Source organism: Embleya australiensis, from assembly GCF_051903075.1.
Classification (GTDB): Bacteria; Actinomycetota; Actinomycetes; order Streptomycetales; family Streptomycetaceae; genus Embleya.
Map to the genome: position 1 here is coordinate 3209380 of NZ_CP182423.1, position 25455 is coordinate 3234834.

Here is a 25455-nt window from a genome sequence, read left to right on the forward strand (position 1 = left end):
TCGCGGATCAGACCGAACGGTTCGTGGCCGGCGGGCGTACGGGGTGCTTGCTCAACACGGACACCCGGTTGAACGCGTTCATCGTGATCGCCACCCAGATCACCGCCGATATCTCGGCGTCGGACAACACCGCCCGCGCCGCCTCGTACGCCGTGTGCTGCGCACCCGCGTCGGCGGGATGTGTGGTGGCCTCGGCCAGCGCGAGCGCCGCCCGCTCCCGGGCGCCGAACAGCAGGGTGTCGCGCCAGGCGGGCAGCACGGCGATCCGCTGCGGCGTCTCGCCCGCGCGCAACGCGGTCCGGGTGTGCAGGTCGAGGCAGAACGCGCAGGTATTGAGCTGGGACACCCGGATGTTCAGCAGTTCGACGAGCGGCCGTTCCAGACCGGCCTCGGCGGCGACCTCGTGCACGGCCTCGGCGGTCGCGAGCAACGCCTTGTACGCGGCGGGGCTCTGCTTGTCGATGTAGACACGTCGGTCCTGGGCCGGCACTACCGCTTCGGTCATCTGCACTCCTTGATCGCGCGATCCCCCGTCGCACGTCCTATCATCAACATCGTGATTGTTGAAAGTGGAACTTTCGCAATCCGGCTCAACCCGCCCCACCCCACGAAGGATTCGCGATGACGGAGCAGGCCGTTGTACCCACCGTCCACAACGTTGCCGACCGGCACCGCTACGAGATCCGCGTCGACGACGCGTTCGCCGGTCTCACGGCGTACCACGACCGGGGCGAGCAGCGCGTTTTCTACCACACCAAGATCGACGACGCGTTCGCCGGCCGAGGTCTGGCCTCCGTGCTGGTACGGGAGGCGCTGAACGACGTGCGTGCCGCCGGGATGCGGGTGGTCCCGGTCTGCCCCTATGTCAAGCAATTCCTGGGCAAGCACGAGGAGTTCGCCGACCTTGTCGACCCGGTGACCCCCGAGATCCTGCAGTGGCTGCAGGAGGTTCAGGGCTGACCCGCCCGAGCCCCGCGTCGACCGGCGCCGGCCCGCCACGGGGCCGACGCTTGGTCGATGACGCGAGGCCCCTCGCGCCGCCCTTCGCGGCGCACGCCGGTCGCGCCGCGACACGCTCCGGGAGCTTCGCGACCGAGCGACCGTCCGGGCGAGATCGTGCGTGGTGAATCGTCCGGTGTGCGCCTCTTCGCCCGGCCGTGCCATCGGCGCTTGCACATCCGGGGCCGGACTGTGGGTATCGTCGCCGCCGTGACCGAGGCCGACGCGGGACGACACCGCCTCGCCGTGCTCGACGCGGCCACGCTGCGGGTCGGCCCGGAGAGGACGACATCGCGCTGCTCGCGGCGCGCGTGCGCCCTCGGAGAGCGGCCCGGTCAGGTCCGGTCCGGCGCGGGGGCGTCGTCGGGTGGGGTGAAGCCGGACGCGGCCTTGATGATGCGTCGGGTCATCGGGTCGGACCAGGCATTGGGGGAGAGGACTTCGATCCAGATCGCCCGGGCGGTCTTGCGGCCGACGTTCTCCCAGGAGATCAGGGTGCGGGACGGGAGGGCGACCGAGTCGCCCTCGGCGATGTCTATCGGTTCGGCGACCCGGTCGTGGTCGCCGAGTCCGCCGCCGACCCGGACGCGGAGCGATCCGGACATCAGGAACGCGAAGGACTCGCCCGGCCGGGAGTAGGGGCCGCCGCTGGATCCGTGCGGCGGAATGGTCAGCAGGGCCGGTTCGAGGTCGTGGCCGGGCAGGAGCAGTTCCTCCCACTGCACGCCACCCTCCAGGACGACGCTCGCGCGCTCGTCGGCGCGGACCACGCTGGCGTTGGTTCGGGTGAAGGACGCGAGGCTGCTCATCGGGACACCGAGGGCGTCGGTGATCCGGGCGATCAGCTGGGTCGAGGCACGTTCCACCCCGCGCTCGATCGAGGACAGGTGGGATACGGACGTGCCGGTCAGCGCGGCGAGTTCCTTCAGGGACAGGCCGCTCGCCAGCCGGGCGCGACGTAGCCGACCGCCGTCGGCCGGTGCCTCGGCGGCCGGTGCGTCGGCGGCCGGGGGAGTGGCGTCGGCGGGGTCCGGTTCGCCGAGTGAGGTGCGGATCGCGGCGGGATTCCAGCCGTGTCTGCGGCGCAGGTCGGCGATCCGGCGGGCCCGGCCGACGTGCTCGGGGCCGTAGCGGCGTTGCCCACCGGGCGTGCGGTCCGGTACGAGCAGGTCCTGCTTCTCCCACGCGCGCAGGGTCTGGGGACTGACCCCGACCTCGGCCGCGACATCGCCGATCGTTCGCCAACTCATGCCCCGGAGTCTAGGGCGGTTCGCGATCTCTGCTCTCGACAAACTTACATCGTTACTGTAACTATGGCGCCCCAACGAAGAGGGGAGCCTCGGTGTCATCCCTGGAACGAATCGTCTTCGGCACGACGGCGGACACGAACGCGGATGCGGACGCGGCCGGGCACTCGACATCCGCACTGCTCAGGCAGGGTGGCCGGCCCGGTTCCCCCACGGTGCTCCTCGTCCACCCGGCCAACCTCCGGGCGCGGTGCTGGCGCGCCGTGCTCGCGGCGCTGCCCGCCGACTGGCGGTGTGTGGCCATCGACCTGTCCGGGCACGGCGCGTCGCCCCGCCGCGCCGCCTACGGCGTGGACGGGTGGGTGGCGGAGTGTGTGGCCCTCCTGGACGCGCTGGACGCGGCGCGGGTGCACGTGGTCGGCGCGTCCGTCGGCGCCGCCGTGGCGGTCGCACTGGCGGCGGCGCACCCGGACCGGGTCGCGAGCGTGACCACGGTGGGTGGCGCCTTCCGTGCCGCCGAACCGGGCGATACACGGGAGTTCCTGGCGGCCATCGCCGCGATAGGCGTACGGCAGGCGGTGTTGGACGTGCTCGCGGACGAACCCGGCCTGGACGACGCCCTGTTCGCCGCCGTCGTGGCCGACGTCAGCGTCAACCCCGACGACACGGCGGCGGCGATCTGGACGGCCGCCGCCGCGGCCGCCGGCCTGGAGGCGGCGCCCCGTCTGCGCTGTCCGACCCTTGCCATCGTCGGGGACGGCGACCGGGGTTGCCCCGTCGCGGACTCCCGCGCCTTCGCGGACCTGACCGCCGGCCGGCTCGCCGTCCTGGTCGGACACGGACACCTGCCCATGTACACCGCACCCGCCCGGGTCGCGGCGTACATCGCCTCCCTCGTCGACGGCACCCGGTCGGGTCGACCCCGACCCGACCGAGGCCCGATCACCCGAAAGGAAAGCCGAGCATGACCGACACCCCGTTCGCGGAACGCACCGCGCCCGAGGCGGACATCGCCGAGATCCTGCGCCTGCACCGGCAGTGGTGGGAGTCCAACATCGGCTGGGACATCGACCGCATGGTCGAGGTGTTCCCGTCGCCCGGCGACGAGTACCTGATGTTCAACTTCAACGGGCACCCGTACTTCGGCATGACCGAGAAGGTCGCGTTGTGGAAGTGGTACCGCGAACTCATCGCGCAGACCGGCGGTTTGCGGACCCGGATCATGCGCTTGGAGGTCCGTGGCGACACCGCCTGGCTGGCCTGCGAGTTCACCATCGACGCGGAGATGCTGGACGGCGGCGAGTGGACGGTCGACGCGGTCGACGCGACGCTCGGCCGGGCCACCGAGATCTACCACCGCGACGGCGGCTCCGGCGCGCCCGAGTGGCGCATGTGGCACACCCACATCACCGCGCTGCCCGACCCGGACGAGAAGCGGCCCGGGTTCGACGACTCCACCGACAGCCGCGGCCTGGGGTGGACACCCTGGAACCCGCTCCCGAAAGGCGTCTGAGCGGATGACCACCACCGGACGCGCCCCACGGATCGCCCTCGTGCTGGGCAGTTCGCAACGACCGGCCGAGATCGTCGCGGCGGCCCGGGCCGCCGAGCGCGGCGGCTTCGACGAACTGTGGGTCGGCGAGGACTACTTCTACACCGGCGCGATCGCCGCCGCCGGCGCCGTCCTGGCGGCGACCGAACTCCCGGTCGGCATCGGCATCGTGCCCACCACCTCGCGCCATCCCGCGCTGCTGGCCATGGAGTTGGCCACGCTCGCCGGCCTGTACCCGGGCCGGCTGAGCGCCGGGGTCGGCGCCGGGGTCCCGGACTGGCTGGACCAGATGGCCATCCGGTCCCGGACGCCGCTGGCCTCGGTCCGCGACGTCATCGCCGGGCTGCGCACCCTCCTCGCCGGGGAGACGTTGACCGTCGAGGCGTCGTCGTATCAGGCCCGCGAGGTGCGACTGGCGCATCCGCCGGCGGTGATGCCGCCCATCCTCGCGGGCGTCGGAGGCCCCAAGGCGCTTGCCATGTCCGGCGGTTCGGCCGACGGGACGGTGCTGTCCGTGCTCGCGGGCACGCGCTACGTGCGCTGGGCCGCCGAGCGGGTGGCCGCCGGCGGCGCCGGGGCCGGGCACGACCTGGTGGCGTACGCGCTGTGCTCGGTCGACCCGGACGCCGCCGTCGCCCGCGAGCGGCTGCGCGAGTTGTTCGGGCTGTACCTGCTCGCCGGACCGCGCAACCCGATGACCGAGGCGCACGGGATCGCCGACGAGGCCGAGGCGCTGGCCGCACTGGACTTCGACGACGCGGTACGGGCCATCCCCGACGCCTGGATCGAGGAGTTGGCGGTCGTCGGCACCCCCGCCGACTGCGCCGAGCGGATCACGCTCCTTGCCGAGGCCGGGGCGGACCGCGTCGCGCTCTGCCTGGACCCCGACCGGGACGCCGAGGCACAGGTCGACCTGCTCGCGCGCGAACTGCTTCCCCTGCTTCCGGGACGCGCCGGCGGCTGAGACGGCGGGCGGCCCGGACCCGGCACCCCCGGGTCGGCCGCCCCCCAACGGCACACGACACGGCACACGACAGCGATCGGAGATTCCGATGACCTATTCGATGGTGAGCTTCAATCCCGCCGACGGCTCCCTGGGGTTCGCCGCGCAGTCGCACTTCTTCGCCGTGGGCTCCGTCGTGGGCGACGCCGAGGCCGGCGTCGGCGTGGTGGTCAGCCAGGCGTTCGCCAACACCGATTGGCCGCACGAGGGCCTGGCGCTGCTGCGGGCGGGCGCGACGCCCGACGACGTACTGGATGCGCTCACGTCGGCGGATCCGCAGGCGGAGTATCGCCAGGCGATCGTGATGGACGCCGGCGGCCGCCACGCCTGCTTCACCGGCACCGGCTGCGCGCCGCACACCGGCGTCGCGCGCGGCGAGGGCATGGCGGCGGCGGGCAACATGCTCGCCTCGGACACGGTGTGCACGGCCATGCTCGCCACCCACCGCGCCTCGACCTCGACCCACGCCGACCGGCTCGTCGCGGCGCTGCTCGCGGGCGAACGGGCCGGGGGAGACGCGCGGGGGTCGCAGTCGGCGGTGCTCAAGGTGGTCGGCCCGGTCCGGGACGAGCGGCCCTGGCGGCACGTGCTCGCGGACATCCGGGTCGACGACCACGCCGACCCGGTGGGCGAGTTGCGCCGGCTGCTGCCCATCCACGACGGTTTCCGGGCGATCGGGGCGGCCCTGTTCGCCCCGCCCCTGGTCATCGGCGACGCCTCGGGGATCGTCGCGGACCGGGCCCGGGAGACGATCGCCGCGCTCGCGTCCGCCGCGATCGGCCTCGGCGCCAACCGTGAGGCGGACCTGTGGCGGGCGGTGGTGCTGCTGCGCAGCGGCCGGGTCGAGGCGGGACGCGCTCTGATCGACGAACTGAGCGCCGGGCGACCGCAGTTGGCCGATTTCGCGCGCGGTCTGGCGCAGGTCGGGATCCTGCCGCGGAGCGAGGTGACCCGCTGATGGCGAGCGCCTCGCCGCACACACCCGAGTCCGCCGTCGACGCCTTCGTCCGGGTGGATCGGGTCACCCGCACCGCGGCCGACCTGGTGCGCGTCGACACCCGCAACCCGCCCGGCCGGGAGGCCGCGGCCGTACCCGCGCTGCTCGACCTGATGGGGGCGATCGGCTGCGTCACCGAGGTGTTCACGTCGAGCGCCGGCCGGCCGTCGGTGCTCGCCCGGTACGGCACCGGCGCGCCCGGGCGGCCGACCCTGCTGATCAACGGCCACGTGGACGTGGTGCCGGTGGTCGAGGCGGACTGGACCACGCCGCCGTTCGACCCGGTCGTCCGCGGCGGCCGGCTGATCGGTCGCGGCGCGGCGGACATGAAGGGCGGGATCGCCGCCGCCGTCGAGGGGCTGCGCGCGTGCCTGGACGCCGGGCTCGCACCGGACGCCGACATCGTCTTCCACCTCGTCGCCGACGAGGAGACCGGCGGCGCCCACGGTACGGCGGCACTCGTCGACGCCGGACTGGTCCGGGCCGACGCGTGCATCGTCCCCGAGCCGACCGGGCTGCGCGTCGCGGTGGCCGAACGCGGCTCCTGGCAGGCCAGGATCGAGGTCTTCGGTACGGCCGGACACGGCGGCGAACCGGCGCTCGGCCGCTCCGCGGTGGCCGACGCGGCGCGGATCACCACCGCCCTGCACCTGGCCCGCTTCCACGACCGGCCACACCCCCTGCTCGGCAGTCCGACGTGCAACGTGGCGATGGTGCGCGGCGGCGTCGCGGCCAACGTGATCGCCCCCGCCTGCGAGTTGACCATCGACCGGCGCACGCTGCCCGGGGAGCGCGCCGACGACGTGTACGCCTCGATCGTGCGCACCATCGACGCGAGGTGCCCCGACGTCCACTATCGCGTACTGCCGACGTTCTTCTGCGAGGCCTCGGAACTGCCCCTGCCGCACCCCTTCGCGGACTTCGTCGACACGTGCCGACCGCGCCCGCGCACCCGCTCCCATTCCCGACCCCGCTCGCGCGTCGCGCCGGACGAGGGCTTCATCGGCCTCTCGCTCGGCTCCGACGCCCGTTTCCTGCGCAATCGTCTCGGCATCCCCACCGTCGTCTACGGTCCCGGCTCGATCGAGCAGGCCCACGGCGCCGACGAGTGGGTCGGGATCGGCGACCTCACCCTCGCCGCGCGCACCTTCGCCCGCGCCATCGCGGGATTCGCCGACTTCGTGGCACAGGCCGACATCGGCCGCGTCTCCCCGAGCAGACAAACCGGCAGACAACTGTAGATTCTGCCCCACGTGAAGGAGGGCACATGGCTGACCACACAGGCGCGACGAGGAGCCGGCAGCCGGCACCCGGCGAGAACTCGCGCAGCGGCCCGGTCCTGGAAACACGTTCGATCGACTACATCCCGCAGTCCGAGCGACACGGCCGCGCCTGGCACCAGGCGCCGTTCTGGTTCACCGGACAGTTCGTGCCGACCACCATGGTCGTCGGCTTCGCGGGACCGGTCATGGGACTGTCCCTCGGCTGGTCGATCACGGCCACCGTCCTGGGCATCCTGTTCGGCACCTGCTTCATGGCGTTCCACGCGAACCAGGGGCCCACCATGGGCCTGCCGCAGATGATCCAGTCACGCGCCCAGTTCGGCACCCGCGGCGCACTCGTACCGATGCTCGCCGTCATCTGCGTCTACATCGGCTTCAGCGCCTTCGGTGTACTGCTGGCCTCCCAGGTGCTGGAGACGGTCCTCCCCGGCTCGACCACGCTGTGGGCGGTGGTGATCGTACTGCTCGCGGCCGTGCTCGCGATCGTCGGCTACGACCTGCTGCACACCGTGCTGCGCCTGCTGCCGTACCTGGTCGTACCCGTGTTCGGGATCCTCACCGTGCTCGCCCTGATGCATCTGAGCCCGCATCACGACCCGCACACCGCCTCCTTCACCTGGGCCGCCGCCCTCGCCCAGTTCGTCGCCGCCGCCGGCTACCAACTCGGCTACGCCGTCTACGTCTCCGACTACTCCAGATACCTGCCCGCGGACATCCCCGCGCGCGGGGTGATCGGCTGGACCTACGCCGGGGCCGCCCTGTCGGCGATCTGGCTGATGGTGCTCGGGAACTTCATCGCCGGCTCCGTTCCGGTCCCCGACGCGCTGGTCAACCTCCAGGACATCGGCGACACGCTCTTCTCCGGCTTCGGCAAGACCGCCGTGATCGCGGTCCTGGTCCCCAGCGCGATCGCCATCATGGGCGTCAACCTCTACGGCGCGATGCTCTCGGGCCTGAGCATCGTGCACGCCTTCCGGCCGATCGCGCTGACCGCCCGCACCCGCGTCGTCGGCGTCGCGACCGGCGCCGCGGTCGTCTTCGCCGTGGCCGAGGGCCTGCCGGGGAAGTACCTGGACAGCTTCAACGACTTCATCACGCTCATCCTCTACGCCCTGGCGCCCTGGACCGCGGTCAATCTCATCGACTACTACTTCGTGCGCCGGGGCCACTACGCCATCACCGAGATCTTCAGCCCCGACAGCATCTACGGCCGCTGGGGCCTCGCGGGTCTGCTGTCCTACGCCCTCGGTGTGACCGCGTCGATCCCGTTCATGACCACCGGCTTCTACACCGGGCCCATGGTCGACACGCTCGATGGCGCCGACATCGCGTTCGTGGTCGGCCTGGTCGTCTCCGGCGCCGCCTACTTCCTGGCCACCCGGGGCTTCGATCCGGCCCGGGAGCGGGAGGCGATCCGGGACAGCCGCAACCGGCTCGACGGTCCGAGCGCCGTCGTGCGCTCCGCGCCGCGCGCCACGGGATGACGCCGCTCCGCCGGAAGGCTCGGCGTCGGCGTCAGCGGCCGGTGCGCAGCCAGGTGGAGAAGGCGGACAGCGCGGCTTCGGCGTGGTCGCGGCCGACGCCGATGCGGAAACGGTCGGTGGGGGTCGGGGTGAGGTCGGAGCGGTAGATGCTCGCGGGCAGCAGGAGCACGCCCGCCTCCTCCACCAGGCGGGTGCAGAACGCCTCGACCCGTCGGCGCCGAGGTAGCGCGGGTAGGCGACACATCCCCCGTCGGGGGCCCGCCACTCGAAGTCGTCGGGGTACTCGGCGAAGAACGCGTCGAACGCCGTCAGGTTGGCGGTGATCAGGGCGCGGTTGCGGGCCAGGATCGTCTCGCGGGCCTTCAGGGCGATCCTGGCCAGCACCTCGCTCGGCGCGGAGTTGCAGATCGTGGTGTAGTGCTTGGCCCGCTCCAGGCGCGAGCGCAGGGCCCGGTCGCGGCACGCGATCCAGCCGATGCGCAGGCCGGGCAGGCCGAGGGACTTCGACGTCACGTTCAGCGACAGGGCGCGCGGCGACAGGTCGGCGGCCTGCGGCAGGGTGCGGGCCGGATCACGTTCGAGGCCGCGATACACCTCGTCGCTGAACAGACGGATGCCACGCTCGTCGCACAGCCGGACCAGGGCGGCGAATTCGGCGCGGTCGACGACCTTGCCGGTGGGGTTGTGCGGGAAGTTCACCGAGACGACCCGGGTGTTCGGGCGGATCGCGGCGACCACCGCGTCCAGGTCCAGGGCCCAGTCCCGCGCCGGGTCGAGCGCCACGCCGGTGACCTCGCACAGGGCCAGCGGAACGGTCTCGGCGGACTGGTAGTTCGGGGTCACCACGATGGCGTGGTCGCCGGCGTCGAGCAGGACGTTCATCGCCACGTACAGGGCCTCCTCGGCGCCCGCGAAGCAGATGACGTCGTCCGGCTCGATGTGGTCGTAGGTGCCGGCGATCGCCGCCCGCAGGCCCGGGTCGCCGAAGGTCTCGGTGTAGCCCAGGGACAGGTGCTCGAAGGCGTCCCGGTCGCTGTCGTCCGCCAGTTCGAGCAGCTCGCTCAGCGTCATGGTCTGCGCGTCGGACGCGGTCAGGTGGTGGCGGGCGGTGAACTCCCAGCGGGAGAAATACGTTTCCAGCCGGAAATCGGGCAGCCGGGTCATGGTGGTCAGCTTCTCTCGCTCGTCGCTCGTACATCGGCCAACAGGTCGTACACGGTGGACCGGGACACCCGCAGGGCCTCGGCGACGACCGGGACGACGCGGCGCACCGCGAACACGCCGGCCTCGTCCAGGCGGGCGACGACGGTCAACCGGTCCGGGCGGGTCATGCGCTCGGCGGGGCGCCCGGTGGCGCGGACATGGCCACCGACCACCTCGGCGACGCGCGCCGACAGGTCCTGTTCGAACAGCGGCTCGGGACGCCGCACGGTCGGCGCGCCGAACGCGGACAGGACGGCGGCGGCCCGCTCCAGCGGCGTGCGGTCGAGGTTGACGCACAAGACCGCGGCCGGCTGCCCGTGCGCGTCGCGCAACACCGCGCTGACCGACGACAGCCGGCGGCCGTCCGCGAGCACCTTCTCGTACGGCCCGTACACGTCGCGCGCCGCCGGATCCAACGCGGCCAACTCGCCCAGGGCCGAGGGGTCGCCCGGACCGCGCGAGGTGAACGGGTTCCACACCGCCAGGACCCGGTCGGTCCCGGGATCGTGCAAAACGACCTCGGCGTAGGGCCCGAGCAACAACGCGACGGCCCGCCCCACGGGCTCCCACATCCGCACCCGGGGATCCGCGTCGTCTTCCTTCGTCACCGTGCTCACGCCTGGACTGTACGTCCGGATCGGACGGAACGTCCAGCAGCTGTCTCGGGGCGCGCGCCGCCGGTGCCGCGCGGCGGGTGTCGGTGCGGTGCGAGGTCGGCCACGCGGCGGGCGGGGCGACCGCGTCCGGCGGTGCGCCCCTGCCGAGGGAGGCGACGGTATTCCGGGGCGGGAATGCGCTCGCGTCGCTGTCGCGGAGTCGGCAGGATGCGGGGATGGCCGATGACCCCCTGCTTACCCCCGTCCGCCACCTTTGGGCCGAACTTGCCTGCACCCCAGTCGAGTTCGGTGCGTCGCACGCGGTGACCACGGTGGTCGCGCCCGGATCGTTGCTGTGTCCGCCGGGGTGGGTCGGTATCGTGCGGATCGGGGATGCCGCCGTTGTCACCGCCCCCGATGCGCGGGCCGCGGCGCTGCTGGAGTCCGCCGCGCGAAGGTTGTCGTATCGAGGGCTCGTGGACGCCGCTCGACTGCGGGACGAGTTGCCCGTCGTCGACGTCCTCGGCCCGGCCTCGCTCTCCTATGTCGACCGCGACGGGTTCCTCGCCGCGCATCGAGGCGTCGGGGTCGAGCGGGTGCCGGTGGGCGACCGGGACGTGGCGGCGCTGCTGACCGCCGCGGGGGAGGAGGACGCGGACGAGAGCGGGCTCGCCGAGATCTCCTCGGCCGCGTTCGTGCTCCGTCGTGGTGACGAGGTCGTGGCCGCCGCCGGATACCGGACCTGGCCGCGGGCGACGGCCCATCTGAGCGTGCTGGTCGCGCCGTCCCGCCGGGGGCGGCGGCTGGGTCGGACGGTGGCCTCCGCGGCCACGGCGCACGCCCTCGAGGCCGGCCTGGTGCCGCAGTGGCGGGCGAGACCGCTGTCCTCGCGGCGGGTCGCGGTTGGGCTCGGCTATCGCGAACTGGGTGCCCAGGTGAGCATTCGGCTCGGTGAGGTGCCTTCCGGCGGAGGGGGGTGACGGGTGCTCAGAGCAGGCCGGCGCCGGGTGGGGCGGTGCCGAGGCTGGGAAGTTCGACGATTCGGTCGGCTGCCGGGGCCTGGATGTCGACGGGCTGGTCGTACTCGGACCAGGTCAGGGTGGCCGTGTCGGAGCCGCCCTTGGACGGGGAGTCGGTCATCTTGACGGGCAGGGCCGGGCCCTCGGCCGGGATGTACAGGAGGTCGGGGTTCTTCTCGCCGGGTTCGGCGAACACGACCATGCGCCGGCCGTCGGCGGTGGAGTCGGGGCGGCGATCAGCCTTCGCCAGGGTGGGGAGGACGGTGTGCGGGTCCGCCTTTCGGCTGAGGTTCTTCATGGTGGATCGGGCCGGGTCGTCGGTGGCCACGTGGCCGTACTTACCGTCGAGCGAGTTCAGGAGGGCGGCCTTGTCGCGCCCGAGCCGCGACTGCCAGTAGGCGCGCGAAGCCTTGACGTAGACGTCCTCACCGATCCGCACCGTCTCGATCGTGTAACTCGACGTCTTGCCGGTCGCCGAGTAGTTGCCGGTGCGTATGTCCAACCGGAGATCGGTGCGTTGGGTCGCGCCGTTGCGCCGCAACTCCACGGTGACGCGGACCGAATGCACGCGGTCCACGGCCCTGGCGACCCGCTCGGAGGCCGCCTCGGCGCTCAACGTCGACAGATCGGCCGAGGCCGTGTCGGCCAGATCCGCAGCCGCCGAACATCCCGTCACCAGGACCATCCCCGCCGCCGCGGCCGCCGCCAGGCGTCCCGACGCAGCCGAACCCACACGCGCCATCGATGATTCCGATCCGCTCCCGCCCCGACCCCACCGATCGTGGCTGCGGTACATGATCGCGGGCGCTCGTCGACGGCACGACGCGGGGGCCGTCCGGGGTCGGCCGGGCCCGCGCGGCTGCGAACTCACCCACGGGGAAGGGAGGGAGCCGCGCGGGCGGATCATGGGCCGCCGCCAGTCTGCGTGGTGGGCGGGAGCGGTGACAGGGCACGAACTGCACTGGCACGGAGGAACATTTCGTGCCACGCGCAATCCTCCGCACCCGGAACGGGCGGAGGTACGAACTCAGTTGCCGGGGAGGCGAGTTCGGGACACCCGTACCCGCGTGACCCCGAGCAGGCCGGCGAGCGGCACCCTGGCGGTGGTCTGTTCGGGGCTCACCGCGAGGCCGTCGGCGCGCAGGCGTTCGAGGAGGTGTTCGGCGAGCGGGACGATCAGATGGCGGCCTCGGCAACGATCGCTCGCGTGGCCGAAGGGGATGTAGCCCGGGTGGTCGTCCTCGTCCCTCTCGTGCCAGCGCTCGGGGCTGAACACGTCGGGATCGGGCCACAGTTCGGGATCGCGATGGGTCAGCAGCGGTAGCAGCAGCACGTCGTCGTGCGGACCGATCCGGGAGTCCACGGCGGCGAACTCGGGGGACGCCACCCGCAGGATGTTCCACGACGGCGGCAACAACCGCAGCGACTCCAGCACGATATGCCGGTTGCTCGCGTCGGGGTGGAACGGCGAGCCGAGCCAGAGCGCGTTGGCGACCAGTGCCGCGACCCCCAGGCACACCGGCGCGGCGACCCGGCGGTACAGGCCCATGGCGTAGCGCCGGTCGCCGTGCTCGGCGGCGGCCGTGGCGGTGACGGCCGCGAGGCGGGACACCGGCGGATCGAGGGCGGGCTTTCCCGGCAGGACGGCACTCGTGCGGACCATGGCGCGGGTGAGTACCGGAGCCTTTTCGAGGCGGCGATCGGTGAGTATGCGGAACCGCGACGGGTCGGGCCCGAAAAGAAGACCGCGAAGATAGGCGTGACCCGTACGCGGCCAGATTCCGGAAAAATCGACGGAATCGGGAGCCGGCCCGCCCAATGCGGCGCGCACGTCGTGCGAGACGGCTCGCAGGACGTCGTTGGCCTCCCCTCGGGCAATCGACCTTCCCTGGAGCGGCTTGAAAGTCGGCCGCTCGAATTCGTGAGCCGACCTGCTCTCCAGGAGTTTGTTGATCAATTCCGGATCGGCGATTCCGACGGTGTCGCCGTCGATGCGGAAAAACCCCGCACCACGATGCTCGCGCAGGAGTTCCTCGATCTTCGGGGCAAAGATGGTGACCCGGGCACTTCCGACCGTGTCGGAACGATTCATCGGCGCTCTCCACAGGACGTAGAGTCTCCCGCCCGGTGGAGCCGGGACGCGGCTCCACCGGACGCGAGCCCGGGCGGCGATCCGACTCGGCCGAACCTCGCGCGGAGTCGATCGAAACGATCAGCTGTACCAGATGAACCAGGTGGCGGACTTGAGGCTCTTCTCGAACCTGAACCTCTTGGAGAAAGAGTTGACGATCTTCACCACGACAACCTCCAGGTGACTGTGGACCGGCCGGGCCTCCTATGAGACCCGGACCAGTGGAGCGATATCCACCGCTAGAGAATCCGTCTTTCGATTCTCGTCGCCTCGAAAGTGAAGCCTTGATACGAAAGGTGCGTCAATGTGATGTAGATCACAGATCAAAAAGACTCACACGCTACTCACATACTCCTCACACAAACGATGTAATCGGCTGTTCGTCGATCCTGATAAACGGATTTCTTTCGGCCACGGGGAGAGCGGGCCGGCAGAGCCGGATGCCCGGGCCGATGTGGCGGCCGTCCGGCCGTCCGGGCGGCGCGAAGTGACCGGTGGCCCAGGGGAGTTCGGCGGGGCCGGTGCGCCCGGGTGAGGCGTCGGAATCCGTTCGTCGGCCGAAGCTCCCCCCGGGCGCGCCGCCGTTCGCGCGCCCGGGAGGGCCGCTACCGGAACGCCGGCAGGTTGCGCGCCACCCACTCGGCGAACGGTCGGGCCGGACGGCCCAGGACGTTCGCCACGTCCGGACCGACCTCCACCTCGGCCGGCAGCGGGAGGCCGAGGGCATCCAGGGTGCCGCCGATCGCCTCCTCCGGCATGAACTGCGCCATGTGCGCGTGGGCTTCCTCGCGGGACAGCTCCACGAACGCGACCGGTTCGCCCAGCGCCGCCGAGATGACCTCGGTCTGCCGACGCGGGCTGATCGCCTCGGGTCCGGTCAGCTCGTAGGTACGCCCGGCGTGACCGTCCTCGCGCAGTACGACCGCGGCCATGTCGGCGATGTCGGTCGGGTCGACGACGGGCAGCGCCGAGTCGCCGAACGGGGCGAAGACCGTGCGCTTGCCGCGAACCGACTCGGCCCACGCGAAGGCGTTGGACGCGAAGGCGCCCGGGCGCAGGATCGTGAAGTCCGTCCCCGACGTGCGCACCGCCGCCTCGAAGGCCCGCAACCGGGCATGCGAAGGGGCCTGGGGGCGGGTGGTGTTGAGCTGGGACGAGACCAGGACGATGCGCCCGACGCCGGCGTCCGCGGCGGCGCCGACCAGGTTGTCCGGGCTCTCTCCGTGGGCGTTGAGTTCACCCGCCAGGAGGACGAACAACGCGTCGGCGCCGTCGAGGACCGGCCGCATGCTCGCCGAGTCCCCGACGTCGGCGCGGGCGTGCCGTACGCCGTTCGGAAGGTCCGTGAGCTGCGGGCGCCGCGACACGGCCACGACGTCCTCGCCCGCTGCCGCCAACTGCCCCACAAGCGTCCGGCCGATGTTGCCGGTCGCACCCGTGATCACGATCATTGTCGTCTCCTGCTTGTTAGTTAGTTGACTGACTCAGTTCGACGAGAGTGACCGTAGCACGCGTTTCGCGCGCCTGTCACCGCATGTCGGGGGCCGGGTGCCGCTCGGGCGGATGTCGGTGGGGCCGGTGATACTCGGTCGGACTCCGACCCGGAAGGTGGATCATGGACAGCACGCCCCCGCCCCAGCACTACGCACCCCGATGGGACGGGGACGATCGGCCCGCTCCGCCCTCCGTGGGAGGTGAACGCGAAACCCTGAGCGCGGTGCTGGACTGGCACCGGGACACGTTCGAGCTCAAGTGCGCGGGGCTGTCCTCGGATCAGCTGTCCGAACGGGCGGTGCCGCCGTCCACGATGTCCCTGCACGGCCTGGTGCGGCACCTGGCCGGTGTCGAGCGCTGGTGGTTCCGCATCCAGTTCGCCGGCGAGGAACTACCGCTGCTCTACTACTCCGACGAGGATCCCGACCAGGACTTCGACAGCCTGGACGGGGACACCGACGAAGCCTTCGCCGTCTGGCGGGCCGAGTGCGAACACTCCCGCCGAATCACCGCCGCCGCACCCTCGTTGGACGAAACGGGAACGCGCAAGCGTACGGGGGAGCCGATCTCGCTACGCAGCATCCTGGTCGACATGATCGCCGAATACGCCCGCCACAACGGCCACGCCGACCTCCTCCGCGAACGCCTCGACGGCACCACGGGCATGTGAACATCGCGACCGCGTGGATCGGGTCGACCCACGGCGGGGCGTGAGGCGGCGGAGCCGAGCCGACGCCCGGGAACCCCGCGGGGTCGGCGTAGACTGCGCGACCGAGTCCGGATTGTCGTGGAGGCGTTTGTGATATCCCGTCCGCTGGCGGTGTTCGACCTGGATGGCACGGTGGCCGATACCCGGCACCGGTTGCACTTCGTCGAGGCGCCGCCCCGGGACTGGAACGCGTTCTTCGCGGCCGCGGCGCAGGACGCCCCGCTCGCCGAGGGTGTCGAACTCGCGCGGACCAGTGCGGAGTCGCACGAGGTGGTGTACCTGACCGGCCGCCCGGAGCGCTGCAGGCGCGACACGGTCGAGTGGTTGGATCGCCACGGACTGCCCGCCGGCCGCCTGCTGATGCGCGCCGAGCGGGACCGCCGCCCGGCCCGGGTCGCCAAACCCGCACTGCTGCGCAAGCTCGCCCGCGGCCGGACCGTCGCGATGGTCGTCGACGACGACGCCCTGGTCTGCGACGCCTACCGAGCCGCAGGCTTCCGGGTGATCCGCGCCGACTGGATGCCCCCCTCACAAACACTGCGCCAAGCCCAGCACGACGCGGGCCGCACCTGATTCACTTGGTGGTGGCCGCTGTTTGCCACATGGTGTAGGAGTATTCGCTTGTGCTGCCGAGGGCCAGGGTGCCGAAGTGGCCTTCGGTGGTTTGTAGGCAGTAGTGGCCGTAGGGGTTGAGCTTGTTGAAGTCGCTGCCCCAGGCGTCCGGCGGCTCCGTGACGCAGTCCTGTAGGGACGGTGTCTTGTCGCCGGAGAACTTCGCGTACCGCGCGCCGTGTGCGGCCGAGGGGCCGCCGAGGCCGGCGTGCAGGTCGGTGCCGGCGTGCGAGGCGGAGCGTTTGTCGGAGTCGAAGTCGTAGTCGGTGTACTTGCCGGCCACCAGGAGCCGGAACTTGCCCGAGCTGCGCACCGGTTGCTCCAGGCTGTCCACGACGGCGACGGCGGTCGCGGTGTCCGAGGTGGCGTCGATCGTGATCAGTTTCCGGCTGGGCTCGAACGACTGCGCGGTACGGCCGTTGGTGAGCACGTACACCTTGCCCGCGTAGGCGACTCGGTATCCGGTGTTCCGCACGGTGCCGCCGACCTTGCGGCGCACCACGATCGTCCAGTCGTTGTCGACCGGTTGCGTCGTGGCGGGGGCGATCCGATGCGCCACGGGGACGATGCCGCCGGATGGGCCGGTGCCGGGGCCCGGGTCGGATGTGCTTGCGGCGAGCAGTGCTTCCAGGGCTATCGGTCCCAGTACGGTCACCGTGAGCTTGGCGGCCTGCTCGATCGTGATGTCGCCGCCCTGGCTCATCATCAGCCGGGCCACCTCGACGGTCAGTGCCGGAAGGCCCTGCTTGACCACCACTCCACAGGCGACCAGCGATCCCGCCACGGTCGCCGCACACACCGTCCGGCCGAGCGCGCGTACGCCCGGCGCCTGGTTCGGGGACACACCGAAGGACATGCCGAATACCCCCACCGTCTCACCGCGTCCGGTGACCGGCGCCCGGTGGACGCGGATACGGACGCGCTCCCCCACGGTCGCCGCGGACCACCGCGTGCGACCCTCCCCGATCAGGGTAGGCGGACTCCCTTGCGCCGGCGGGGGTTTCGTCGAGATGGCAGGGGTGCCGGCGAAAGCGGCGCCCTGGGATGGAGGCCGCCTTCGCCGGGCGCGAGGGTCGGTCGGCTCAGTGCTCGGCGTCGTGCTGCGCCGGTGTGTTCACGTCGACGGGTTCGAGGACGAAGACCGGGATCAGGCGGTCGGTCCGGAGTTGGTAGTCGGCGAAGTCCGGGTATGCCGCCACGGCTCGGCGCCACCACACGGCCTTCTCGTCGTCGAACACCTCGCGCGCTCGATACGCGCCGGCGGTCGTGCCGTCCTGGAGACCGACGACGGGTTCGGCGACGAGGGAGGCGTACCACTGAGGGTTGGTCGGCTCGCCGCCCTTGGACGCGACGGCCGCGTAATGCCCCTCGTGCTCGACGCGCATCACCGGAGTCTTGCGGATCTTGCCGGACTTGGCGCCCCGATAGGTGAGCAGCACGGTGGGCAGGCCCTTGATCGTGATGCCCTCGGTGGTCCCGGTGCGCATGATCTGCTCGACGTGCTCGCGGACCCACGGCGACGCGCTCGGTTCGTAGTCGCCGGTGGGTATCGCGCTCGTGCTCTGGTCGATGTCGGTGGTCATGGCTCTCCTCGACGGGCTGTGAGTGTGCCTGACGGCAGATTGGTTATGCGCATAAGATTATGCGCATAACCAATCCTGTGTCGAGGGCTCGGCCGACCGGGGCCTCAGGGCGTCATGGCCTCGCGGACCCGGCGGTGGTGGTGTCGGAGCGGCCCGCGCCGAATCGCTCCAGCGCGGTGTCGATCGTGTCGGGATCGGCGCGGCCGACGGCCAGGACCGCGATGCGCTCGCCGTCCTGGGCCAGGAGGGTCGGGTACGCCGTCACGCCCAGTTCGGCCGCCCGTCGGAAGTCGGCCTCGGCCGCGTGACGGCCGGCCGGCGCGTCGAGCGCGGTGGCGATCTCCGTCGTGTCGAGGCCGGCCGCGGCGGCGACGCGGAGGAATGTACCGGGCTCCGACAGGCTCAGCCCGTCGCGGTAGAACGCGGCCTGCACATCACCGGCCAGTGCGGTGGCCCGATCCGGCGCCGCCTGCCGAAGCGCCGCCATGCCGTGCGCCGCCGCCGCGGAGTCCATCACGAACGATCCGTCCGCGATCAGCCGCTCGTACGCCGGCCCGAACACGACCCCGGTCAGCTCGCTGATCCGGGCGTTCGCCCCCTGCACATAGCCGAACTCGCGAATCGGCACGGCGCGCGGCCCGGTGAACAGTCCCCCGGATACCACCTCGACGGGCAGCTCGGGCCGGCGCGCGGTGACCTCGGCGAGGGTGGGGGCGAAGCCGTAGGACCAGCCGCAGTATGCGTCGAAGACGTAGATGAGTTTCACGGGAAGGGACCTTTTCGGGAGGGAATGGCTCGGGTGCACGCACCGCACCGCTCCGGGCACGACCGCTGCCCGAGACGATGTATCTGCTCCAACAGTATCTGCCTCGTCAGGTATTCCCGCGGGGCGGTTACTCGATCGGTCGACCCGGCAAGCGCCGGCGGCCGTCGGCTAGCGCAGACGCGGCAGCGCGTCGCGGGCCGAGTGGGACAGGATGCGCAGGCACTCCATGAACTGTTCCCGGGCCTCCTCGGGCAGCGGGGCCAGGAAGTGGCGGCGGATGTTCTGCACGTGGAGTCGACTGGCCCGCACCACGACGTCCCGGCCGTGCGCGGTGAGCCGAACCAGCTTGCCGCGACGGTCCGTGGGGTCGTCGGTGCGCGCCACCAGGCCGGCCGCCTCCATGCGGTCCACCAGGCGGGTCATCCCGCCCGTGGTCAGGACCCGCTCCTGCGCGATCGCGCGCATCGACATGCCGGCGCCCCCCGCCCGGCCCACGATCAGCAGCACCTCGTACATCAGGTGACTGATCCCGAACTCCTCCTCGATCGCGCCGCCGAGCAGGTACTCCAGCCGCCCCGCCGCGCCCTGCAACCGCCCGAACGCGAGAACCAGCTCGTCGTTCGCGGCATCCTGCGCCGACTCGATCCCGGCGCCGTCGTCCTCGCCCACGCCCCGCACCCTTCGCTCGCCCGACCCGACTCCCACGACGATCATCGTGCCTCCGAGATCATCGCCCCTGTCACTCCCGGCTCGCGCCGTGGTCCGGCGCGGGGCGGCCCCGCGCGTTCAGCCGAACGAGGGATGGCATCGCGCCGTCCCGCGCCCTCACGCTGGAGGTCGACAACGGTGCCGGGCCCGGGACGCGGCGGCGGAGAGGCGGGCGTGTGCAGCATGACCGCGCGTAGGGACTTCCTCGGATCCGTGACGGCCGTCGGCGCCTCGACATTCCTCGGCGGGATCGGCGTCGCGGCCCCGGACGCGGGCGATCCGGGGCCGGATCCGGCCGGCGCCGAACTGCGGGCCCGCAACACGATCGTCGCGATCGACGGCGACACGCGGCGCCACTACGACACGCTGCGGGCCGGGCTGATCCCGCACCTCGGTCCGGTCGTCGTCGTGGAGAACGACTCCCGCGGCGGCCTGTTCACCCTCGTGCACGACGGCCGACGGGAGTCCCTGTGGCCCGTCTCCGACATCTTCGAACTGGCCAAGTCGATCGCCCACGTGCCGTTGGGCATTTTCTCGATCCTCGCGCCATACCTGGACCGGCGAATCCCGAATCTGCCCGACACCGCGCGCCTGGACCGGCACGACGTGGACATGGTGGCGTTCAAGAGCCCCTGGACGAACGAGTGGATCGGTCCGCTTCGGGCCTTCGGCGCCACCCTGGCCGATGCCCGACGGCAGCTCGACGACGCGCGCCTGCCCGGTCGGCTCGCCGGGGCGAGCGGGCAAATCCTGGACGCGGCGCTGGAGTTCATCGCCCAAGCGAGTGCCCGGGCCGCCTTCGACATGCGGTCGTTCGAGGACTTCACCGGCGACCTGGGCGAGGCCATCGCCACCAACATCGAGTACGCGGCGCGGGCGCAGATCGACGGCGTGACCGAGCTGATGAACCGGTGGCGGGACGAGGTCGGCCCCGGCGGTTGGCCCGGCCTGTACGTCGTCGTCCTGTCGATCTGGACCACGTCCGCCCTGAACCAGAACTCGATCATCGTCAAACGGTTCATGGACCCCGCGACGGCCGACTCGCACCTGATCGACGTCGCGACCGCCCAGCCGCCCACCGACCCGGTCCTCGTCGCGCTCGACAACCTGGCCCGGATCGTGCAGGACAACGTCGCGGCGGAGCTGGTGTTCCCGCACGACCGGCGCTCGGCGGACGCGTTGAAGGGCCGCGAGGACCTGCTCGCCCAGGAGATCCTGCGCCAACTGGCCTGCCCCTACCGGGATTCGAGGCGGCCGATGGGCACGGCGCGGTAACCGCCGGTCGTGCCGGGGTGCCGGATCGTGCCGGCCGGGGGTATCGGAGGCAGCCCCTACTGTTGCCCGGCATGGGCGTTGCGTCGCTGGAGCGAACCCCGCGCAGACGACCTCCGCAGCCACCTCGTGGACGTCTACGAGGACATCGACGACGAGGAGAAGGACGACTGACCCGGGTTTCGCGCCGGTGCCGGGACGGGGCCGGCGCGGGTGGGGTCAGGCGTCGCGTTTTTCGAGGAGGAGGGCGCCGAGGAGCAGGAGGATCAGGGTTTCGGCCGCGAAGACCGCGAAGCCCGGCCAGGGTTGGAGCATCTTGTCCGCGGCCTTGACCGACATCACCTGGCTGCCGGCGTTGGCGGGCATCAGTTTGGCGATCCAGTCGCCGGTCCTGCCGGGGATCAGGCCGACCACGCCGCCGACCACGAAGATCAGCGCGATGCCCAGGGTGATGGCGCCGGCGGTGTGCCGCAGCAGTACGCCCAGGGCCATGCCGAACAGGCCGAGGACGGCCAGGTACAGGCCCGTGCCGACCAGGGCCCGGATCACGCCGGGATCGCCGAGGGCGACGCCGACGTCCTTGGCGTCGAGCATCAGGTTGGCCAGGAAGTAGCAGCAGAACCCGGTGACCGCGCCCACCACGAACAGGACCAGGGCCAGCACCACGGCCTTGGCGGTGAGCATCGAGGCGCGCCACGGCACCGCGGTCAGGCTGGTACGGATCATGCCGGTCGAGTATTCGGCCGTCATCGACATCACGCCGAGCACCAGCGCGGCGATCTGGCCGAACGCGACGCCCACGGTGAGCAGATCCGGGGCGTCGTTCTTCTTGCCCTCGGCCACGTGTTTGGCCACATCGCTCGCGGCCAGGCTCGCGATGCCCCAGCTGATCAGTACGCTCACCACGAACAGGGCGAGCAGGGTCCACATGGTCGAGCGTACGGTCTTGATCTTGGCCCACTCGGAGTCCAGGATCCGGCCGAAGGTCAGTCGCGCGCCGGGCGCGACCGCCGTCGGCGCGGCGGGTGCGGTCGTCGTCATCGTGGCCTCATCCGATCCGGTCTGCGACGGACGGCGGACCCCATCCCGGGACCGCCTCGGCGGCGACCTTCGGGGGTGTGCCGCCGGTGTGGTATTCGACGCTGTCGGCGGTGAGCCGCATGAACGCCTCTTCGAGCGAGGCCTCGACCTTCGCCAGTTCGTGCAGGAACACCCCGTTGTGCCCGGCGAGATCACCGACCTGATCGGTGGTCACGTCCTGGACCAACAGCGCCCCCGCCGGGTCCCGGTTCACCTGCCAGCCCGCCGCCGCGGCGAGTTCGGCGAGCCGATCCGCCTGCGGCGAGCGCACCTTCACGTGGCTGACCGAGTTCTCCGCGATGAACTGGGCGACGCCCGTGTCGGCGAGGATCCGCCCACGCCCGATGACCAGGAGGTGGTCGGCGGTCAGCGCCATCTCGCTCATCAGATGCGAGGAGACGAAGACCGTGCGGCCCTCGCCGGCGAGGCGCTTCATCAGGTTGCGGATCCACAGGATCCCCTCGGGGTCGAGCCCGTTCACGGGCTCGTCGAACAGCAGTACCCGGGGATCGCCGAGCAGCGCCCCGGCGATCCCCAGCCGCTGGCCCATGCCCAGCGAGAAACCGCCGGAGCGCTTCTTGGCGACCGAGGTGAGGCCGACGGTGTCCAGGACCTCGTCCACGCGGGTGAGCGGGATGCCGTTGGATTTGGCCAGGACGACCAGGTGGTCCCGGGCGGTCCGGCCGCCGTGCAGCGCCTTGGCGTCGATGAGCGCACCGACCTCCACCATCGGCGCGCTCAGGTCGCGGTAGGCCCGCCCGTCCACCGTGACCCGACCGGCACTGGGTCGGTCCAGGCCCAGGATCATCCGCATCGTGGTGGACTTCCCGGCGCCGTTGGGTCCGAGGAACCCGGTGACCCGTCCGGGGTGGACCTCGAAGCTGACGTCGTCGACAGCCGTCTTCGCGCCGTACCTCTTGGTGAGGCTTTCCGCAACAATCATCGATATGTGCCGCTTTCTCCTCGGGCGGTCTACATGATCGCTTCTGTCGCGGAAATCCGCATCCGCAGTGTGGGAAACGGGTGAACGGGCGGCCGGGGCGCCGGTTCGCGGCGCGTGATCAGCAGGCGTTGAGGATGGAGGTGAGGGCGCTCTTCTCGCTGCTGTCGACGGTGAGCGCGTAGTCGTGCTTGACCTGGACCCAGGCGCGGGCGTACGTGCAGCGGTAGGAGGCCTGGGGCAGCCATTCGGCGGGGTCCCGGTCGCCCTTCGAGCGGTTGGACGAGGCGGAGACGGCGATGAGTTGCGGGTCGTTCACGTCGTTGGCGAACGTGCGGCGACGCGTGGTGGTCCAGGCCCAGGCGCCGGAGGCCCAGGCCTCGGACAGCGGTATCAGGTGGTCTATGTCGAACGTCGACGGGTCGGTCGTGACGACGTTGTCGTAGGCGCTGGTCCAGGTGCCGGACGTGGCGGTACAGGCCGAGTTCGTGGTCACGCCCACACCGTCGCGCTTGAGTATCCACTCGCGGGTGTCGCAGGTCCCGGAGATGGTGATCCAGGTCGGGAACAGGCTGCGGTCGTAGCTGTCGCCGTGGGTCTCGGCGGTGGCGGACATGCCGGCCAGATACGAGCGGGCGGTCGCGGCGGAGACGGGTGTCGGCAACGCGGCCTGCGCGGGAGTGGTCAGGGTCGAGGTCGCGGCGAGGGCAAGTACGGCGACACAGCCGGTCGTTGCGGCGCGGCGGAACACGGTCGAGGTGGACAAGGCGTGGCCTCCCGAGTGACGCGGTGGCGTCCGGCCCGGACCCGGGCGCGGATCGCGACCAGCGTGCCGGACCCCGAGGGGCCGCCGGGACCCTATGTGGTGTGAACATTCGGTAACCGCGACCACGACGGCGGGTGCCGGTACCCACCACGAACCGTCGGCCCCCCGGCGGGCAGCCCGAATTCGGATCCCGCGATGATGTACGGCAGTTGGCGCCGGTGGGGGCCGTGGGTGATGGGGAGTCAGTTGTTCAAGCGTGTGCGGATGCGGTCGGCGCGGAACGCGGCGGGAGCTGCGGGGATCGTGTTGATGCTGGTCGCGGGATGTGCGGAAACCCCGGATCCCGCGGGGAGTTCGCAGGACGAGACGGCGAGCGATGTCGCCGGCGACAACTCGACGCTCAGCGATCGGGTGTTGTACACGCGCGTTTCGCTCGCCGCGATGCGGGTGCGGACCGTGCACCTGCGGGGTGTGATCCGGGTGAAGGCACGCACGGTGCGTATGGACATGCGGATCGACCTCGGCTCGAAGGCCTTCACCGCGACCGTCGAGGAGGTCGGCGTCGGGGTGTTCGATGTGGTCGGGACCGGCTCCGAGGTGTACCTCAAGGGGGATGCCGGGACCTGGAGCCGGACAAACCGGGAACTGGCCGAGCGGCTGACGGACAAGTACGTACGGCTGCCCTCGGACAGCCCGTTCGTCACCGAACCGGACCGGATCAAGGACCTCGCCGACATGCGCGAGTTGGCCGAGGCCGTCCGCGACGGTGAGCGGCATCGCGACGCCGAGGTGGACGGCCGGCGGATGATCGTGCTCGGGGGGCACGACGACACCTTGGGCGACGTGCTGCTGTACATCCCCGCCGAGGGGACCGCGCTCCCGGCCCGGATGACCGTGGGGGAGGGGGCGGATAAGGGCATCACGCTCGACTGGCTCGACTTCGATCAGCCGGTCGTCGCCCGCCGCCCCGATCCGGACCGCATCGTCGAACTCGCGCCCGGGCAGCGTGTTTGAGGGTGTGTGCCGGCCGGTGGGTTCAGTGGGGGCGGGCCCAGTCGGGGGTCCAGGTTCCGGGGGCGTCGGGCGTGGTGGCCGTGTCGGCGAGGTGGGTGCGGAGGGTTGCCAGTGCGGGGTGGGGGTTGCCGCGTTGCCACAGGAGTGAGTGGGGGTAGACGGGCATCGGGTCAATCACCGGGATGCGGCGCAGGCCGTGGTCGGTGGGCCAGACCAGGCGGGTGTCCCCGCCCATGAAGGTGGCCAGGGCTGGGGTGTCCGCGACGGTGTCGAGGAGTGCGTCGGCGCCGAAGTTGGGGCCGGTCGCCTCGATGGTGAGCCCGAACTCGGCGACGAGGTCGTCGTAGTAGGCCGCCCACTCGGTGCCGGGGACGATGCCGGGCATCCAGATCCGATGCCCGGCGAGCTCGGCGAGCGGCACCGAGCGGGCGCCGGCCAGCACGTGTGCGGGGCCGGTGAGGAGTTGGAGCGGCTCGTCGAGCACCCGGGCGGACTCGATGTCGTCGGGGAGCGGCCGGCCCGGCATGGTGACGGCGCGGAAGGACGCGTCGATCGCACCGGACCGGATGGCGGCGATGGCCGTGTCGATGCCGAACAGCATCACCACGTCGAGCTCGACCTCGGGATGTGCCCGATGGAAGCCGCGAAGCAGGCCCGACGCCGCGCCGCGTGAGGTGAGTACGTCCACGCGCAGCGGGCGGCGGCCGATGCGTACGGACTCGACGGCCCGTTCGGCGACGCGCAGCAGCTCCCGGGCGTGGGGCAGGAACGCCTGTCCGTCGATGGTGAGTTCGGCGCCGCGCGGGGTGCGGGTGAACAGTCGTACGCCGAGGGTGCGCTCCAGCGCGGCGATGCGCTTGGAGACGGCCTGCTGGCTGACCGCCAGCTCGGCGGCGGCCTCCTGGAACGGCCCCGCCTCGGCGGCGGTGACGAAGGTCCGGACGGCGTCGAGGTCCATGCGGACACCCTATGGGTACAACCATTGGTTGTGGCGCGG

29 protein-coding genes and 1 pseudogene are annotated in these 25455 nt (G+C 71.5%); 13 read left to right on the forward strand and 17 right to left on the reverse strand.

The features are described 5' to 3' along the window. Nucleotides 1-7 precede the first annotated feature (7 nt). The gene (locus tag ACMXN5_RS44270; RefSeq protein WP_439680519.1) at nt 8-505 is read right to left on the reverse strand and encodes a carboxymuconolactone decarboxylase family protein; all 498 of its coding nucleotides are present in this window, start codon (nt 503-505) and stop codon (nt 8-10) included. Nucleotides 506-621: 116 nt separating this feature from the next. Between ACMXN5_RS44270 and ACMXN5_RS44275 the strand changes: the two genes are divergently transcribed. After that, the gene (locus ACMXN5_RS44275) at nt 622-960 is read left to right on the forward strand and encodes a GNAT family N-acetyltransferase (RefSeq protein WP_380002389.1); all 339 of its coding nucleotides are present in this window, start codon (nt 622-624) and stop codon (nt 958-960) included. 374 nt (nt 961-1334) lie between these two features. On the opposite strand, the gene ACMXN5_RS44280 is transcribed toward ACMXN5_RS44275, so the two are convergent. Then, a complete protein-coding gene (locus tag ACMXN5_RS44280; RefSeq protein ID WP_439680520.1) occupies nt 1335-2249 on the reverse strand; it encodes a MerR family transcriptional regulator in 915 nt (304 codons plus the stop codon). A gap of 92 nt (nt 2250-2341) precedes the next feature. On the opposite strand from ACMXN5_RS44280, the gene ACMXN5_RS44285 reads away from it, so the two are divergent. The 6 genes from ACMXN5_RS44285 (at nt 2342) to ACMXN5_RS44310 (ending at nt 8565) form a co-directional block, all read left to right on the forward strand. Beyond that, entirely contained in the window at nt 2342-3214 is an 873-nt protein-coding gene (locus ACMXN5_RS44285; protein ID WP_439680521.1) for an alpha/beta fold hydrolase, read from the forward strand. Next, nucleotides 3211-3759 (forward strand): YybH family protein, encoded by a 549-nt coding sequence (locus ACMXN5_RS44290; protein ID WP_439680522.1) that lies wholly within the window; start codon nt 3211-3213, stop codon nt 3757-3759. The genes ACMXN5_RS44285 and ACMXN5_RS44290 overlap by 4 nt, the downstream gene beginning before the upstream one ends. A 4-nt stretch (nt 3760-3763) precedes the next feature. Next, on the forward strand, nt 3764-4762 hold the full coding sequence (locus ACMXN5_RS44295) for an LLM class flavin-dependent oxidoreductase (RefSeq protein WP_439680523.1): 999 nt from the start codon (nt 3764-3766) through the stop codon (nt 4760-4762). Between the two features lie 88 nt (nt 4763-4850). Beyond that, on the forward strand, nt 4851-5759 hold the full coding sequence (locus tag ACMXN5_RS44300; protein ID WP_439680524.1) for a DUF1028 domain-containing protein: 909 nt from the start codon (nt 4851-4853) through the stop codon (nt 5757-5759). After that, nucleotides 5759-7039, forward strand: coding sequence for a M20 family metallopeptidase (locus ACMXN5_RS44305; protein ID WP_439680525.1), 1281 nt, complete (start codon nt 5759-5761; stop codon nt 7037-7039). Before ACMXN5_RS44300 ends, ACMXN5_RS44305 begins: the two co-directional genes overlap by 1 nt. A gap of 26 nt (nt 7040-7065) precedes the next feature. Then, nucleotides 7066-8565 (forward strand): purine-cytosine permease family protein, encoded by a 1500-nt coding sequence (locus ACMXN5_RS44310; RefSeq protein ID WP_439680526.1) that lies wholly within the window; start codon nt 7066-7068, stop codon nt 8563-8565. Between the two features lie 31 nt (nt 8566-8596). On the opposite strand, the gene ACMXN5_RS44315 is transcribed toward ACMXN5_RS44310, so the two are convergent. From ACMXN5_RS44315 to ACMXN5_RS44325, 3 genes and pseudogenes are all read right to left on the reverse strand, one after another. Continuing rightward, the gene (locus ACMXN5_RS44315) at nt 8597-8809 is read right to left on the reverse strand and encodes a hypothetical protein (protein WP_439680527.1); all 213 of its coding nucleotides are present in this window, start codon (nt 8807-8809) and stop codon (nt 8597-8599) included. A 41-nt stretch (nt 8810-8850) separates the two neighbouring features. Then, nucleotides 8851-9729 (reverse strand): annotated as a pseudogene (locus tag ACMXN5_RS44320) (aminotransferase class I/II-fold pyridoxal phosphate-dependent enzyme); the annotation flags it as partial. 5 nt (nt 9730-9734) lie between these two features. Continuing rightward, a complete protein-coding gene (locus tag ACMXN5_RS44325; protein WP_439680528.1) occupies nt 9735-10385 on the reverse strand; it encodes a helix-turn-helix transcriptional regulator in 651 nt (216 codons plus the stop codon). 215 nt (nt 10386-10600) lie between these two features. Here ACMXN5_RS44325 and ACMXN5_RS44330 point away from each other — a divergent pair, with 215 nt between their 5' ends. Next, the gene (locus ACMXN5_RS44330; RefSeq protein WP_439680529.1) at nt 10601-11344 is read left to right on the forward strand and encodes a GNAT family N-acetyltransferase; all 744 of its coding nucleotides are present in this window, start codon (nt 10601-10603) and stop codon (nt 11342-11344) included. A gap of 7 nt (nt 11345-11351) precedes the next feature. Here the strand turns inward: ACMXN5_RS44330 and ACMXN5_RS44335 are convergent, their stop codons facing one another. The 4 genes from ACMXN5_RS44335 to ACMXN5_RS44350 form a co-directional block, all read right to left on the reverse strand. Then, nucleotides 11352-12125: a hypothetical protein gene (locus ACMXN5_RS44335; protein WP_439680530.1), complete on the reverse strand. Its 774-nt coding sequence runs from the start codon at nt 12123-12125 to the stop codon at nt 11352-11354. Nucleotides 12126-12410: 285 nt separating this feature from the next. Beyond that, on the reverse strand, nt 12411-13475 hold the full coding sequence (locus ACMXN5_RS44340; protein WP_439680531.1) for a cytochrome P450: 1065 nt from the start codon (nt 13473-13475) through the stop codon (nt 12411-12413). Between the two features lie 120 nt (nt 13476-13595). Further along, nucleotides 13596-13682, reverse strand: coding sequence for a tryptorubin family RiPP precursor (locus ACMXN5_RS44345; RefSeq protein ID WP_439681417.1), 87 nt, complete (start codon nt 13680-13682; stop codon nt 13596-13598). Between the two features lie 437 nt (nt 13683-14119). Continuing rightward, complete coding sequence (locus ACMXN5_RS44350) at nt 14120-14965, reverse strand: NAD(P)H-binding protein (protein ID WP_439680532.1); 846 nt, start codon at nt 14963-14965, stop codon at nt 14120-14122. 164 nt (nt 14966-15129) lie between these two features. On the opposite strand from ACMXN5_RS44350, the gene ACMXN5_RS44355 reads away from it, so the two are divergent. Together ACMXN5_RS44355 and ACMXN5_RS44360 are read left to right on the forward strand one after the other, a co-directional pair. After that, nucleotides 15130-15678: a DinB family protein gene (locus ACMXN5_RS44355; RefSeq protein WP_439680533.1), complete on the forward strand. Its 549-nt coding sequence runs from the start codon at nt 15130-15132 to the stop codon at nt 15676-15678. Nucleotides 15679-15807: 129 nt separating this feature from the next. Further along, the gene (locus ACMXN5_RS44360; protein WP_395792175.1) at nt 15808-16290 is read left to right on the forward strand and encodes a phosphatase domain-containing protein; all 483 of its coding nucleotides are present in this window, start codon (nt 15808-15810) and stop codon (nt 16288-16290) included. 1 nt (nt 16291) lies between these two features. Here ACMXN5_RS44360 and ACMXN5_RS44365 read toward each other — a convergent pair whose 3' ends face one another. From ACMXN5_RS44365 to ACMXN5_RS44380, 4 genes are all read right to left on the reverse strand, one after another. Beyond that, nucleotides 16292-17185, reverse strand: a complete 894-nt coding sequence (locus ACMXN5_RS44365) for a hypothetical protein (RefSeq protein WP_439680534.1) — start codon at nt 17183-17185, stop codon at nt 16292-16294. Nucleotides 17186-17411: 226 nt separating this feature from the next. Further along, nucleotides 17412-17912: a nitroreductase family deazaflavin-dependent oxidoreductase gene (locus ACMXN5_RS44370; RefSeq protein WP_439680535.1), complete on the reverse strand. Its 501-nt coding sequence runs from the start codon at nt 17910-17912 to the stop codon at nt 17412-17414. 112 nt (nt 17913-18024) lie between these two features. Beyond that, nucleotides 18025-18678 (reverse strand): DsbA family protein, encoded by a 654-nt coding sequence (locus tag ACMXN5_RS44375; protein ID WP_439680536.1) that lies wholly within the window; start codon nt 18676-18678, stop codon nt 18025-18027. Nucleotides 18679-18846: 168 nt separating this feature from the next. After that, complete coding sequence (locus ACMXN5_RS44380) at nt 18847-19347, reverse strand: MarR family winged helix-turn-helix transcriptional regulator (protein WP_439680537.1); 501 nt, start codon at nt 19345-19347, stop codon at nt 18847-18849. 222 nt (nt 19348-19569) lie between these two features. Here ACMXN5_RS44380 and ACMXN5_RS44385 point away from each other — a divergent pair, with 222 nt between their 5' ends. Together ACMXN5_RS44385 and ACMXN5_RS44390 are read left to right on the forward strand one after the other, a co-directional pair. After that, complete coding sequence (locus tag ACMXN5_RS44385) at nt 19570-20661, forward strand: hypothetical protein (protein WP_439680538.1); 1092 nt, start codon at nt 19570-19572, stop codon at nt 20659-20661. 27 nt (nt 20662-20688) lie between these two features. Then, on the forward strand, nt 20689-20832 hold the full coding sequence (locus ACMXN5_RS44390; protein ID WP_439680539.1) for a hypothetical protein: 144 nt from the start codon (nt 20689-20691) through the stop codon (nt 20830-20832). Between the two features lie 45 nt (nt 20833-20877). Here ACMXN5_RS44390 and ACMXN5_RS44395 read toward each other — a convergent pair whose 3' ends face one another. The 3 genes from ACMXN5_RS44395 to ACMXN5_RS44405 all read right to left on the reverse strand — a co-directional run bounded on the left by ACMXN5_RS44395 (nt 20878) and on the right by ACMXN5_RS44405 (nt 23444). After that, entirely contained in the window at nt 20878-21699 is an 822-nt protein-coding gene (locus ACMXN5_RS44395; RefSeq protein WP_439680540.1) for an ABC transporter permease, read from the reverse strand. A 7-nt stretch (nt 21700-21706) separates the two neighbouring features. Beyond that, nucleotides 21707-22681 (reverse strand): ABC transporter ATP-binding protein, encoded by a 975-nt coding sequence (locus ACMXN5_RS44400; protein ID WP_439680541.1) that lies wholly within the window; start codon nt 22679-22681, stop codon nt 21707-21709. Nucleotides 22682-22799: 118 nt separating this feature from the next. Then, nucleotides 22800-23444, reverse strand: a complete 645-nt coding sequence (locus tag ACMXN5_RS44405; RefSeq protein ID WP_439680542.1) for an HNH endonuclease family protein — start codon at nt 23442-23444, stop codon at nt 22800-22802. Nucleotides 23445-23639: 195 nt separating this feature from the next. Here ACMXN5_RS44405 and ACMXN5_RS44410 point away from each other — a divergent pair, with 195 nt between their 5' ends. Continuing rightward, complete coding sequence (locus tag ACMXN5_RS44410) at nt 23640-24458, forward strand: hypothetical protein (protein WP_439680543.1); 819 nt, start codon at nt 23640-23642, stop codon at nt 24456-24458. A 22-nt stretch (nt 24459-24480) separates the two neighbouring features. Here ACMXN5_RS44410 and ACMXN5_RS44415 read toward each other — a convergent pair whose 3' ends face one another. Beyond that, nucleotides 24481-25416, reverse strand: a complete 936-nt coding sequence (locus ACMXN5_RS44415) for a LysR family transcriptional regulator (protein ID WP_439680544.1) — start codon at nt 25414-25416, stop codon at nt 24481-24483. Nucleotides 25417-25455 lie beyond the last annotated feature (39 nt).